This window comes from Nonomuraea sp. NPDC051298 (genome assembly GCF_055586305.1).
This window is the reverse complement of the sequence record NZ_JBVJIM010000006.1, coordinates 77898-90573: the sequence shown is the minus strand read 5'-3', so window position 1 is coordinate 90573 and position 12676 is coordinate 77898. Positions and strand designations below refer to the sequence as shown.

Here is a 12676-nt window from a genome sequence, read left to right as displayed (position 1 = left end):
ACATGGGCGCCTACCACGACGACCACCACCACGCCCCCGACGGCCGCGGCCGGGCACTGCGCCTCGGCGTGGGCGGCCCGGTGGGCAGCGGCAAGACGGCCCTCGTGGCCGCCCTGTGCCGCACGCTCGGCCCGCGGCTCTCCCTGGGCGTGGTGACGAACGACATCTACACCACCGAGGACGCCGACTTCCTGCGCCGCACGGGCGTCCTCGACGAGGAGCGCATCCTCGCCGTCGAGACCGGCTGCTGCCCCCACACCGCCATCCGCGACGACATTGCCGCGAACCTCGACGCCGTCGAGACCCTGGAATACCGCTTCGGCCCGCTCGACCTGGTGATCGTGGAGAGCGGGGGCGACAACCTGACGGCCACGTTCAGCCGCGGGCTGGCCGACCGGCAGATCTTCGTCCTCGACGTGTCGGGCGGTGACAAGGTGCCGCGCAAGGGCGGCCCCGGCGTCACGTCGGCCGACCTGCTGGTGGTCAACAAGACCGACCTGGCCCCGATGGTGGGCGCCGACCTGGACGTGATGGCCCGCGACGCGGCGGCCGTACGCGGTGCGCGGCCGGTGCTGTTCACCTCGATCAGGCATGACCCGTCCGCCGAGACGGTCGCCGACTGGGTGTCCGAGCAGGTGCTGGCCTGGTCACACAGCCACGCGGCCCCGGTCTCGTGACGCCTCCCGCCACGACCTGCGTGCTCCGGGGCACGCACCGCGGGCGGCGCGCCATGCGGGCGAGCGCCGCGGTGGCGACCGCGCGGGCGGACGACGGCCGTACGATGATCGGCCGCCTGGCCTCCGCGCCCCCGCTGACGCTGCGCCAGACGGGCCCGGTCACCGTCCACCTCGTCTCCACCGCGGCGGGCCCGCTCGGCGGCGACCGGCTCCGGCTCGACCTGAGCCTCGCCCCGCGCACCACGCTGGAGCTGGGCTCGGTCGCCGCCACGCTGGTCCTGCCCGGCGAGGGCGCGTCCGAGCTGCTGGTCACCGCCCACGTCGGGGCGGGCGCCACGCTGCGGTTCACGCCCGAGCCCACCGTGCTGGCCGCCGGCTGCGAACACCGCCTCCTGGTACGCCTCGCGCTGGAGCCCGGCGCGAGCGTGCTCTGGCGCGAGGAGATCGTCCTCGGCCGTCACGGCGAGGCGGCCGGCCGCTGCCACGCCCGCTTCGACGTCACCCGCGACGGCCTGCCGCTGCTCAGGCAGGAGTTCACGGTCGGCGACCCCGAACTCGACGCCTCCCCCGCCGTGTACGGTTCCGCGCGCTGCGTCGGCACCACCTTCCTGACCGCGACCGCCAAGGAGCCTGCCGTGGCCGCGGGCGTGGCGGTGCTGCCGCTGGCCGGCCCCGCGGCGGCGGGCACGCTGGTGTCCGCCCTGGCCGACGACGCCGTACTGCTGCGTTCCCGCCTGGAGTGGGGCGAGCGCACGACCCTGGAACCGGGGGCGGAGCCCGCCGCGCCACGGTGACGACTGCGTTGCGTACGGTGGTGGGCGGGGCGCCCCCGGCATACAGTGATCGGGTGGCCGATGACCTCATCCCCACGCCCGCCCGGCCGAGGGTCCACCGTGGCTACGCGCTGGCCGTGATGGCCGGTGGCGTCCTGCTCGTGTGCTGCGCAGTGCTGCCGTGGGCCGGGCTCCAGGCGACCAGCGACCTCATCGGCGTCGGCGTGACCGGTGACGTACGCGGGATCGACGACGCGTTCGGCGTCTACACGCTGGTGGCCGGGCTGGCGGCAGTGGGCTGCGGGCTGGCCGGCCTGCTCGCCCACCCGAGGCTCGCCGCCCTGGCCGCGGTGCCGGGCGGGGTGGCGGTGCTGTCGCTGGTGATGTTCGTGGCCGGGGGCAGCGGGCTGCGCGACCGGGTCTCCGTCGACCTCGGCGACCTGTTGTCGATCGAGCCGGTGGTCAGGGCGGGCTGGTTCGGCGCGCTGGCCTGCGCCCTGGCGATCGTCCTGCTGTCGGTCGCGGCACTGGTCCGACGCGCCTGAGGGGCCGATCGCGGCACTGGACGGACGCGGCTGACGGGTCGTACCCGGCGCTCGTCCGACGCGGCTGACGGGTCGCGTGGCTCAAAGGGCCGCGTCGCTCAAAGGGGCGCGTGGCTCAAAGGGGCGCGTGGCTCAGTCGTAGAAGCCCAGCCGGCGCAGTTGCTTGGGATCGCGCTGCCAGTCCTTGGCGACGCTGATGCGCAGATCGAGGTAGACCCGCGTGCCGAGCAGCGCCTCGATCTGCGCGCGGGCCTTGGTGCCCACCTCGCGCAGCCGCTCGCCCTTGTGCCCGATGACGATCGCCTTCTGCGAGGGCCGCTCCACGAACATGTGGGCGTAGATGTCCAGCAGGTCGTCACGCCCCTCGCGGGGCAGCATCTCGTCGACGACCACGGCGATCGAGTGCGGCAGCTCGTCGCGTACGCCCTCCAGCGCCGCCTCCCTGATCAGCTCTCCCACCAGCACCTGCTCCGGCTCGTCGGTGAGCCGGCCGTCCTCGTAGAGCGGCGGCGACTCCGGCATGTGCTCGATCAGCACGTCGGCCAGCACGTCGAGCTGGTCGCCCGACTGCGCCGACACCGGCACGATCGCGGCGAACTCCGCCACCTGCGACACCGCCAGCAACTGCTCGGCGACCTGCTCCTTGCCGACCAGGTCGCACTTGGTCACCACGGCGACGACCGGCGTCTTGCGCACCGCCGACAGCTTGTCGGCGATGAACCGGTCACCCTTACCGATGGGCTCGTTGGCCGGCACGCAGAAGCCGATCGCGTCGACCTCGGTCAGCGTCGACAGCACCAGGCTGTCGAGCCGTTCGCCGAGCAGCGTGCGCGGCCGGTGCAGGCCGGGCGTGTCGACGATGACGAGCTGGGCGTCGGGACGGTGCACGATGCCCCTGATGACGCGCCGGGTCGTCTGCGGCTTGGACGAGGTGATCGCCACTTTCGTGCCGACCAGGGCGTTCATCAGCGTGGACTTGCCGACGTTCGGCCTCCCCACGAAACAGGCGAATCCGGCGCGATGGCTGTCTGGCGAAGTCACATAGTGCATTGTGGCCCATCAATGGCGGTGTTCACGCCACCACGCGTAGGCCAGGGGCGCCACGCCGGGCATCCACGAGGTGGTTTCGAGCGCGGGCAGCTCGGCCTCGGACGTCCACCGGACGTCGTTGATCTCCACCCCGTCGGGCTCCGGCCGCGGCGAACCGGGGGCCAGCACGCAGCCGTAGGCCGTGATGACGTAGGCGACCTGGTGCCCGTTGGGGTAGAGCGTGCGGAACTCGGGGCCGCCGTACACGCCGATCAGGCCGCGGATCTCGATCTCGACGCCGAGCTCCTCCCGCAGCTCTCTGGCCACGGCCTCCTCGGGGCGCTCGTCGGGGTCGACGCCGCCGCCGGGCGCGGCCCACAGGCCCACGTCGCCGTGCCGGGCCAGCAGCAACCGGCCGTCGTCGTCGAACACGAACGCGGACACCGACGGCAGCACGAGCAGCTCGGAGCCGACCAGCTCCCGCAACCTCGCCAGGAAGGGGGACATCGGCATGTCAGCCCCGCAGCGTGCCGTCGGGACCGGCCACGAGCAGCTTGCCCGCGCCCAGCTCGGCGGCCACGGCCTCGTCGGCGGGGCTCGGGTCGCCCTCGCTCACCAGCGCCACCGCCTCCAGCGAGCGGGCGCCGCTGGAGATCGCCATGGCCACCGCCACCTGCACCGCCGACAGCGTCAGCGCGGACAGGCCCACGTTCGTCGCGGAGTAGGTGCGGCCGGTCTCGTCGCGCACGGCCGCCCCTTCCGCGGAGCCGTTGCGCGCCCTGGCGGCCCGGGCCAGCGTGATGATCTTGCTGTCTTCAGGATTCACTCAACCAGGTTAGGTGCTGACCATGGAAATGGCCGCCTCGACCACCTTCCTGGTACGGGCGGCGTCCACGTCGTTCATGCCCGTGTGCACGACCGACACCAGCGTGTCGCCGACCCGCGAGAGCACGACGTCCATCGCGTACGGGTAGCCGTTCAGCCGTCCGCGCATCCGCGCCCCCACGGCCTCGTCCCCGGCGTCGTCGACCTCGAACGGCTCCAGCCGCAGGTCCGTGCCGTTGGAGGTGTGGACGTGGCGGCAGTCGTCCATCGCCCCTGCGAGGTCGTCGAGGTGCCCGGCGGCCTCGCGGCCGGCGTACCTGGCCAGCCCCACCCCGGCCTGCTCCCCCAGCTCGTAGCCCTGGTAGCTGACGGCGGCCTGCGCGGTCAGCGATTGCCCCGGGGGCCGTCCGCCCGCGGGCTCCAGCATGGCCACGCAGTTCCGGTCCGCCTGCGCGAACGGCACCCGCCACGCCTGCTCCGGCCGTACGGTGAAGCCGTCCGGCAAGGGCGGCTCCTTGCTGAGCGCCTCGCGCAACTGCGCCATGGCCTGCGCGTCGAGGAAGCTTCCTGCTCCCCCGCCGCCGCATCCCGCCAGGAGGCCGGTCAGCAGCGCGCAGGCGACGATCCCTGGTTTGCGGTTCATGATCCCCCCTGGACGACAGCCTCCCCCACCGACGAATGCGGCAATCCAGAGGAGTGTCCACCAATACGCAAAAAGGGTGCTCCCATCCGGATTTCCGGACGAGAACACCCTTTACGCCGACCAGCGTCACGACCTGCCAGGCCGAGACGCCGTCGTCCCCCCGGGGAACATCCTCGGGCCGCGAACCCCACCCGGCCCTCGGATGCCTCCCCCTATGACACCCACCGCACTGGATGTCGTGGTTAGAGAGTGCCGGAGGCGGCTTGCAGATGACTTGTAGAACGCTTGCGGCATCTACCCTCTTTGTCGGCACCGGCACCGCCCCGCCGTGGGTACCCGGGGTGACCTGGCTAGTCGTGTTCGGCGGCGGCCGGGACGGCCGCGTCCTCCGGCGGGGTGACCCGTCTGACCACCACCGTGCTGATCCGGTTGCGGCGCCCCGCCAGGCTCTCCGCCGTCAGCGACAGACCGGCCACCTCCGCCTGCGACCCCGCGATCGGCACCCGGCCGAGCGCGTGCGCCAGCAGCCCGCCCACCGTCTCGACGTCGTCGACCTCGATCTCGGCGTCGAACAGCTCGGCCAGCTCGTCCACCGGCATGCGGGCCGTGACCCGCACCGCGCCGTCGGACATGGCCTCCACCCGGGGCGCCTCCTGGTCGTACTCGTCGGTGATCTCCCCGACGATCTCCTCCAGGACGTCCTCGATGGTGACGAGCCCGGCGGTGCCGCCGTACTCGTCGATGACGATGGCGATGTGGATCTGCCTGGCCTGCATCTCCCGCATGAGCTGGTCGATGGGCTTGCTCTCCGGCACGTACGCGGCCGAGCGCATGATCGACTCGACCGTCTCCTTGCCCTCGCCCTCGCCCGACTCGTGGATCTTGCGGGCGATGTCCTTGAGGTAGGCGATGCCGACGACGTCGTCCTCGTTCTCGCCCACGACCGGGATGCGGGAGAAGCCGCTGCGCAGCGCGAGCGACAGCGCCTGGCTGATCGTCTTGCCGCGCTCGATGTAGACCATGTCGGTACGCGGCACCATGACCTCGCGCACCAGCGTGTCGCCCAGTTCGAAGACCGAGTGGATCATCTCGCGCTCGTCGGGCTCGATCACCCTGCGCTCCTCGGCCAGGTCGACCAGGTCGCGCAGCTCGGCCTCGGAGGTGAACGGGCCGTCGCGGAAGCCCTTGCCGGGCGTCAGCGCGTTGCCGAGCAGGATGAGCAGCTTGGGCAGGGGGCCGAAGATGCGGGTCAGGCCGTACACGATGGGCGCGCCGGCCAGCGCGACCGGCTCCGCGTGCTGGCGGCCCAGCGTACGGGGCATGACCCCGACCACCACGTAGCTGGTCAGGATCATCACGACCGCGGCCCAGACGTAGGCCCAGCCCTGGTCGTGCAGGAGGTCGATGAACAGCAGCGTCGCGATGACGGTGGCCACCAGCTCGCAGCTCAGCCGCAGCAGCAGGAGCAGGTTGAGGTAGCGGGGCGGATCGGTGACGATCGCCTGCAGCCGCGCCGAACCCCGCCGCGACTCACGTACGAACTCCTCGGCACGCACCCTGGAGATGCGCGACAGCGCCGTTTCCGCGCTGGCGATCAGGCCACCGACGATCACGAGGGCGATGGCCAGCAACAACCAGGCGTTCACCGCGGGTTGCGCACCCCCTGCCACGACTCGAGGAGCCGGGACTGCAGTCCGAACATCTCCTTGTGCTCCTCCGGCTCGGCGTGGTCGTAGCCGAGCAGGTGGAGGATGCCGTGGGTGCACAGCAGGTCGAGCTCGTCGGCGGTGCTGTGCCCGGCCTCCTCCGCCTGTCTGGCGGCGACCTGCGGGCAGAGCACGACGTCACCGAGCAGCGCCGGATCGGCGGGGCCGTCGCCCTCGCCGCGGGCGCCGCCGCCGGGACGCAGCTCGTCCATCGGGAACGCGAGCACGTCGGTCGGGCCCGGCTCCCCCATCCACTTCTCGTGCAGTTCGGCCATGGCGTCCTCGTCGACCACCACGACGGACAGCTCGGCGAGCGGGTTGATGCCCAGCTCGCCGAGCACGTGAGCGGCCAGGGCGGCGAGGTTCTCCTCGTCGACCCCCACGCCGGACTCGTTGTTGATCTCGATGCTCACGGTCGCCGCTTCCCCCGATGCTGGATCGACTTCGGCTCCAGGGCCGCCTGCGTGGCGTCGTAGCGCCCGTAGGCGTCGACGATCTCGCTGACCAGCTTGTGGCGGACCACGTCGGCGCTGGACAGACGGGCGAAGTGGATGTCGGGGATGCCGTCGAGGATCTCCTGCACCACCCGCAGGCCGCTGACCGTGCCCGCGGGCAGGTCGACCTGCGTCACGTCGCCGGTCACCACGATCTTGGAGTTGAAGCCGAGCCGGGTCAGGAACATCTTCATCTGCTCGGCCGAGGAGTTCTGAGCCTCGTCGAGGATGATGAAGGCGTCGTTGAGCGTGCGCCCGCGCATGTACGCGAGCGGCGCGACCTCGATCGTGCCCGCGGCCATCAGCTTGGGGATCGAGTCGGGGTCGACCATGTCGTGCAGCGCGTCGTAGAGCGGTCGCAGGTAGGGGTCGATCTTCTCGTAGAGCGTGCCGGGCAGGAAGCCGAGCCGCTCGCCGGCCTCGACCGCCGGGCGGGTCAGGATGATGCGGTTGACCCGCTTTTCCTGCAGCGCGCGTACGGCCTTGGCCATCGCCAGGTAGGTCTTGCCGGTGCCGGCCGGGCCGATGCCGAACACGACCGTGTGCTGGTCGATCGCGTCGACGTAGCGCTTCTGGTTGACGGTCTTGGGGCGGATCGTCCGGCCCCGCGAGGAGAGGATGTCGAGGGACAGCACCTCGGCGGGCCGGTCGGAGGTCATGCGGAGCATGGCGATGCTGCGCTCGACCGCGTCGGGGGTCAGCTCGCCACCGCTGCGCAGGACCTCGACCAGCTCTTCGAAGAGCCGGACCACGGTGCCGCTCTCGTCGGGGCTGCCGGTGACGGTGATCTCGTTGCCACGTACGTGGATGTCGGCCCGGAAGGCGCCCTCGATGACGCGCAGCAGCTCGTCGCGGGAGCCCAGGAGGCTGACCATCGGATATTCGTCCGGTATCAGCACCTTCGCTTGAGTACGCGAGGGAGGTGCTGTACGTCGGGATTCATGTAGTTCGGACATGGGCAGGCCAGCGGCCTGATGCCTCCCGGTCTCTTGCTGAGTTCTTCTCCGCCCATCGTATCCGGGAGCAGGCCGATTGCTCGCGCCAATATCACCGTGCCCGGTCACCGGGACGGTTGTCAGGGGAGGCCGCCGAGCAGGGGTCAGGGCGGGTGTCAGGAGAGCCGCGCGGCGGCTATCCGGGCGGCCACGTCAGATTGCGCCCACCGAGAACGTGGGCGTGCACGTGGAAAACCGTCTGGCCGGCGCCGGAGCCGGTGTTGAGGACGATCCGGTAACCGCCCTCGGCCACGCCGTCGAGCACGGCCACCTCGTGAGCGGTCTTGAGCACCTCGTCGGCGAGCCCGTCGTCGGCCGCCGCCAGCGCGGCCGCGTCGGCGTAGTGCGACTTCGGGACGACCAGCACGTGCGTGGGCGCCTGCGGGTTGGTGTCGCGGAACGCCAGAGCCCGGCCGGTTTCGTAAACGATCTCGGCGGGAATCTCCTTGGCGACGATTTTACAGAAGAGGCAATCGCTCACCCGATCACCCTACCGAGAGTCGGCCGCTGGGAAGTCCGTTGCGAATCGGTAATCACCTGTGTCGTGCGGAGGAAGATCCACACGGTTAGGGTGAGTGTGCGACACTTCAGCTAAAAAGACGATTCAGGGTCGGGCGAGCGCCACCTGGCGAGGACACGACTGGGTAATGCACCCTAACGAACCGGGGCAACCTCAAGAACCGGAAGAGCGTAAACCCTCTGGGAAGGCCGCGCGTCCCACTGATGTGACCACCGAAACCCTTCTGGCCGACAGGTCGATGGGGGCGGTGCCGGTCGGGTGGGATGCCGACATGGCCGTAACCGCGCTGTACAGCGCGCACTTCCGGTCGTTGGTGCGTCTCGCCGTGTTGCTGGTGCGCGACATGGCAACCGCTGAGGAAGTCGTGCAGGATGCGTTCGTCGCCATCCACGGCGCCTGGCGTAGACTGCGTGATCCCGACAAAGCACTCGCCTACCTGCGTCAATCTGTCGTCAACCGGTCCAGGTCCGTGCTGCGTCACCGCGCGGTCGTCGAGAAGTATGCTCCCAAGGGCCTGCCCGACGCCCCGAGCGCCGAGAACGGCGCGATCGGCGAGTTGGAACGCTCTGCCGTCATCGAGGCGTTACGCGCCCTGCCCACCCGCCAGAGAGAAGCACTCGTCCTTCGCTACTACGGTGATCTGTCCGAAGCTGAGATCGCCCACGCCATGGGCATCAGCAAGGGCGCGGTCAAGAGCCACACGGCACGTGGCATGGCCGCCCTGCGATCGGTCCTGGAGAAAATGTCATGACCCAGCCCCCCGACGAGCACGGCGAACGCCTGCGCCGTGCGCTCCGCGCGGAGGCGGACGCGGTCGTGCCCTCGCCGGACGGACTGGAGATCATCCGTGCCCGCATCGAGCGGCGTGGCGTGCGCAACCTGTTCTGGTGGCGTGCGGGGGCGGCCGCCGCCAGCGCGCTCCTGGTGGCGGGGGCGGTCGTGATGGCCGTTCCCGAGCTGCGCTCCCAGATCATCGACCGCATGTCCGTCCAGCCCGTGGACGACGAGACCTCCAAGGCCCCGACCAACTCCTCGACCACCCGCTCCCTGCCGCCGCCGTCGGAGGAGCCCGCCCCGGCGCCGTCGCATCAGGTCGTGATCCCCGAGACCTCGGCGCCCGCCTCCCAGAAGCCCACGCACAAGGCCGACTCGACCAGCAGGCCGTCACCGTCGCCCACCCCGACCCCGACCCCCACCACGACCGAGTGCCCCACGCCGCTCGCCGAGCCGCAGCCCGAGCCGCCGTCCGACTGCCCCTCGCTCTCGCCCTCTCCGACGCCCACGGCCGTGGAGACGACCGTGCAGCCGTCGTCGTGCCCGCCGGAGGAGTGCCCACCGGCCGACGACGTGACCGAGTCACCGGTCGCCGACGGCGGGGTCACCCCGTTGCTCGACACCGACCAGACGACGCCCTAGCGGCTCACCAGCGTCCCGTACGGCTCAGGAGCACGGCCGCCGCCGCCACCCCCGCCGTGGACGTCCGCAGGACCGTCGGCCCCAGCAGCACCGGCGCCGCCTGGGCCGCCATGAACCGGGCCAGTTCCTCCTCCGAGACCCCGCCCTCAGGACCCACCACCACCACGATGTCGCCGCCCGCGGGAAGCGCCACCCCGGACAGCGGCTCGGCCGCCTCCTCGTGCAGCACCAGCCCCAGCGCCGCCTCCGACAGCAGCCGCTCCACCTGCCCGGTCGAGGCCGGCTCGGCCACCTCGGGCAGATGGAACCTGCGGGCCTGCTTGCCGGCCTCGCGGGCCGTGGAACGCCACCGGCCCAGCGCCTTGGCGACCTTGTCGCCCTTCCACTGGGTGATGCTGCGCGCGGCCGACCACGGCACGATCACGTCGACCCCGGCCTCGGTCATCATCTCGACGGCCAGCTCGCCCCTGTCGCCCTTGGGCAGGCCCTGGACGACCACGAGCCGGGGCCTCGGCGCCTCGACGTCGTAGCGGCGCAGCACGTCGAGGCGGAGCGCGTCCTTCAGCGTCTCGCGCACGACGCACTCGGCGACCGCTCCGGCCCCGTCGGTCAGGTCGACCCGCTCACCGGCCCGCAGGCGGCGTACGGCGGCGGCGTGCCGCCCCTCGGGGCCGCCGAGCGTCAACTCGGGGCCGTCGAGGTCGTGGGACAGGAAGACCGGTGCGGTCACCGGCCGTTGAAGGCGTCGCGCAGCCGGGAGAAGAAGCCCTGCTGCCCCGGGGCGAACTTGCCCGGCGGCCGCTCCTCGCCCCGCAACCTGGACAGCTCGCGCAGCAGCTCCTCCTGCGCGGGGTCGAGGCGGCTCGGCGTCTCGACGTTGACGTGGATCAGCAGGTCGCCCCGGCCCGACTCGTTGAGCCGCTGCACGCCCCGCCCGTACATGGTGATGACCTGGCCGGACTGCGTGCCGGGCCGGACGTCGATCTCCTCGGCGCCGTCGAGCGTCTCCACGGCCAGCACGGTGCCGAGGGCGGCGGCGGTCATCGGGATCTGCACGGTGCAGTGCAGGTCGTCGCCGCGGCGTTCGTAGATCTCGTGGGCCCGCTCGACGATCTCGAGGAACAGGTCTCCGGGCGGGCCGCCGCCGGGGCCGACCTCGCCCTCGCCGGCGAGCTGGATGTGGGTGCCGTCCTCGACGCCCGCGGGGATGCGGACCTTGATCGTACGGCGGGTGCGCACCCGGCCGTCGCCGGAGCACTCCTGGCAGGGGTGGCGGATGATCGAGCCGAACCCGCCGCACTGCGGGCACGGCCGCGAGGTCATGACCTGGCCCAGGAACGAGCGGGTGACCTGGGAGATCTCACCGCGCCCGTTGCACATGTCGCAGGTGTCGGGATGGGTGCCCGCCGCCGCTCCGGCCCCGTGGCACACCTCGCAGAGCACGGCCGTGTCGACGACCAGCTCGCGCGTGGTGCCGAACGCCGTCTCGCGCAGGTCGAGCTCCACCCGGATCGTGGCGTTGCGCCCCCTGCGGGCGCGCGAGCGGGGCCCGCGGGCGCCGCTCGCCGTGCCGAAGAAGGCGTCCATGATGTCGCTGAACGGGAAGCCCGCCCCGAACCCGCCGGCGCCCGCGCCCGCACCGGCCCCGCCGAAGGGGTCGCCGCCCAGGTCGTACATCTGGCGCTTGCTCGGGTCGGACAGCACCTCGTAAGCCTGCGTGATCTCCTTGAACCGCTCTTGGGTCTCAGGATCGGGGTTCACGTCGGGGTGCAGCTCGCGGGCGAGTCGGCGGTAGGCCTTCTTGATCTCGTCCTGACTTGCGTCACGGCGCACCCCGAGGGTGGCGTAGTAGTCGCTGTTTGCCACTTATCGACCTCTTATGATGCAGCCAGGATCTGGCTGACGTAGCGTGCCACCGCGCGTACGGCGCCCATCGTCACGGGATAGTCCATCCTCGTCGGCCCCAGCACGCCGAGCCGGGCGAGTTGGTTGTCGCCAGAACCGTATCCCGTCGCGACGACGGATGTGCCGCGCAGGTAGGGGTTTTCCGAGCCGATGCGCACGGTGAGCGCGGACGGGGTGTCTGAGGAAGTCTCGCCGAGCAGCCGCATCAGCACCACCTGCTCCTCCAGCGCCTCCAGGACGTCGCGCAGGCCGATGGTGAAGTCGGCGCCGGCGAGGTTGGCCGCCCCGGCGAACACGATCTTCTCGTCGTGCCGCTCGACCAGCGTTTCGAGCAGCACCGACAGGATCGTGGCTACGGCGGGCCGGTCTTCGGCCGGCAGCCGCTCCGGCAGGTCGGCGACCAGCTCGGGCACACTGCTCAGGCCGCAGCCGTCGAGACAGGCGTTGAGCACGGCGCGCAGGTGGGCGATCCGCGCGTCCTCCACCACCTCGGGCAGCTCGACGGCGCGCTGCTCGACGCGGCCGGTGTTGGTGATCAGCACGAGCATGACCCGCCGGTCGCTCAACGGGACCAGCTCGACGTGCCTGACGGTCGAACGGGTGAGTGTCGGGTATTGCACGACGGCCACCTGCCGGGTGAGCTGCGCCAGCAGGCGCACCGTGCGGGTGACCACGTCGTCGAGGTCGACCGCACCGGCGAGGAACGTCTCGATCGCCCGGCGCTCGGCCCCCGACAGGGGCTTGACCTGCGAGAGCCGGTCGACGAACAGCCGATAGCCCTTGTCTGTCGGCACCCGCCCCGCGCTGGTGTGGGGCTGGGTGATGTATCCCTCGTCCTCCAGCGCGGCCATGTCGTTCCTGACCGTCGCCGGGGAGACCTTCAGATTGTGGCGCTCGGCCAGCGCCTTGGAGCCCACCGGTTCGTTGGTGGACACGTAGTCTTCGACAATGGCGCGGAGCACCGCCAGCTTTCGATCGTCGAGCACGTGCTCACCTCCTGCCTCTTGTCTTTATCAGGAACGAGGTGTCTAGCACTCTGTGTTCCTGAGTGCCAAGTGTACGGCTCTCGCCCACAAGGTGCGATAACACCGCGTCCCCTCCTGGTCTGGCTTCTTGCGAGGGACAGGCCCCACACTTGCCCACATGAC

The 12676-nt window shown here is 71.2% G+C and carries 16 protein-coding genes; 5 read left to right on the top strand and 11 right to left on the bottom strand.

Going from position 1 to position 12676, the window contains the following annotated elements:
- Window positions 1-2 precede the first annotated feature (2 nt).
- From ureG to ACZ6S0_RS19960, 3 genes are read left to right on the top strand one after another with little or no spacing between them, the layout of a single operon-like run.
- Window positions 3-677 (top strand): urease accessory protein UreG, encoded by a 675-nt coding sequence (ureG, locus tag ACZ6S0_RS19970; RefSeq protein WP_344891933.1) that lies wholly within the window; start codon window positions 3-5, stop codon window positions 675-677.
- Window positions 674-1471, top strand: coding sequence for an urease accessory protein UreD (locus tag ACZ6S0_RS19965; RefSeq protein ID WP_465919516.1), 798 nt, complete (start codon window positions 674-676; stop codon window positions 1469-1471). The genes ureG and ACZ6S0_RS19965 overlap by 4 nt, the downstream gene beginning before the upstream one ends.
- Before the next feature lie 53 nt (window positions 1472-1524).
- A complete protein-coding gene (locus tag ACZ6S0_RS19960; protein ID WP_465919513.1) occupies window positions 1525-1995 on the top strand; it encodes a hypothetical protein in 471 nt (156 codons plus the stop codon).
- 132 nt (window positions 1996-2127) lie between these two features.
- Here ACZ6S0_RS19960 and era read toward each other — a convergent pair whose 3' ends face one another.
- The 8 genes from era to ACZ6S0_RS19920 form a co-directional block, all read right to left on the bottom strand.
- On the bottom strand, window positions 2128-3036 hold the full coding sequence (gene era, locus ACZ6S0_RS19955) for a GTPase Era (protein ID WP_425568746.1): 909 nt from the start codon (window positions 3034-3036) through the stop codon (window positions 2128-2130).
- A gap of 18 nt (window positions 3037-3054) precedes the next feature.
- Entirely contained in the window at window positions 3055-3537 is a 483-nt protein-coding gene (locus ACZ6S0_RS19950; RefSeq protein WP_465919510.1) for an NUDIX domain-containing protein, read from the bottom strand.
- Between the two features lies 1 nt (window position 3538).
- Entirely contained in the window at window positions 3539-3850 is a 312-nt protein-coding gene (locus tag ACZ6S0_RS19945; RefSeq protein ID WP_465919507.1) for a cytidine deaminase, read from the bottom strand.
- Window positions 3851-3859: 9 nt separating this feature from the next.
- On the bottom strand, window positions 3860-4492 hold the full coding sequence (locus ACZ6S0_RS19940; protein ID WP_465919504.1) for a hypothetical protein: 633 nt from the start codon (window positions 4490-4492) through the stop codon (window positions 3860-3862).
- Between the two features lie 350 nt (window positions 4493-4842).
- The gene (locus ACZ6S0_RS19935; RefSeq protein ID WP_465919500.1) at window positions 4843-6138 is read right to left on the bottom strand and encodes a hemolysin family protein; all 1296 of its coding nucleotides are present in this window, start codon (window positions 6136-6138) and stop codon (window positions 4843-4845) included.
- Window positions 6135-6611 carry an rRNA maturation RNase YbeY gene (gene ybeY / locus ACZ6S0_RS19930; protein WP_344891909.1) on the bottom strand — a complete coding sequence of 159 codons (477 nt, stop codon included), beginning with the start codon at window positions 6609-6611 and terminating at the stop codon, window positions 6135-6137. The genes ACZ6S0_RS19935 and ybeY overlap by 4 nt, the downstream gene beginning before the upstream one ends.
- Complete coding sequence (locus ACZ6S0_RS19925; RefSeq protein ID WP_344891906.1) at window positions 6608-7648, bottom strand: PhoH family protein; 1041 nt, start codon at window positions 7646-7648, stop codon at window positions 6608-6610. The genes ybeY and ACZ6S0_RS19925 overlap by 4 nt, the downstream gene beginning before the upstream one ends.
- 175 nt (window positions 7649-7823) lie before the next feature.
- Window positions 7824-8168: a histidine triad nucleotide-binding protein gene (locus tag ACZ6S0_RS19920; protein WP_465919496.1), complete on the bottom strand. Its 345-nt coding sequence runs from the start codon at window positions 8166-8168 to the stop codon at window positions 7824-7826.
- Window positions 8169-8445: 277 nt separating this feature from the next.
- On the opposite strand from ACZ6S0_RS19920, the gene ACZ6S0_RS19915 reads away from it, so the two are divergent.
- Both ACZ6S0_RS19915 and ACZ6S0_RS19910 read left to right on the top strand, forming a co-directional pair.
- Window positions 8446-8958 carry a SigE family RNA polymerase sigma factor gene (locus ACZ6S0_RS19915; protein ID WP_049573205.1) on the top strand — a complete coding sequence of 171 codons (513 nt, stop codon included), beginning with the start codon at window positions 8446-8448 and terminating at the stop codon, window positions 8956-8958.
- On the top strand, window positions 8955-9623 hold the full coding sequence (locus ACZ6S0_RS19910) for a hypothetical protein (RefSeq protein WP_465919493.1): 669 nt from the start codon (window positions 8955-8957) through the stop codon (window positions 9621-9623). Before ACZ6S0_RS19915 ends, ACZ6S0_RS19910 begins: the two co-directional genes overlap by 4 nt.
- Window positions 9624-9627: 4 nt before the next feature.
- On the opposite strand, the gene ACZ6S0_RS19905 is transcribed toward ACZ6S0_RS19910, so the two are convergent.
- From ACZ6S0_RS19905 to hrcA, 3 genes are read right to left on the bottom strand one after another with little or no spacing between them, the layout of a single operon-like run.
- Window positions 9628-10353, bottom strand: coding sequence for a 16S rRNA (uracil(1498)-N(3))-methyltransferase (locus tag ACZ6S0_RS19905; protein WP_465919491.1), 726 nt, complete (start codon window positions 10351-10353; stop codon window positions 9628-9630).
- Window positions 10350-11489, bottom strand: coding sequence for a molecular chaperone DnaJ (gene dnaJ, locus ACZ6S0_RS19900; protein WP_465919488.1), 1140 nt, complete (start codon window positions 11487-11489; stop codon window positions 10350-10352). The genes ACZ6S0_RS19905 and dnaJ overlap by 4 nt, the downstream gene beginning before the upstream one ends.
- An 11-nt stretch (window positions 11490-11500) precedes the next feature.
- Window positions 11501-12514 (bottom strand): heat-inducible transcriptional repressor HrcA, encoded by a 1014-nt coding sequence (hrcA, locus tag ACZ6S0_RS19895; protein WP_344891891.1) that lies wholly within the window; start codon window positions 12512-12514, stop codon window positions 11501-11503.
- Window positions 12515-12676: the final 162 nt, after the last annotated feature.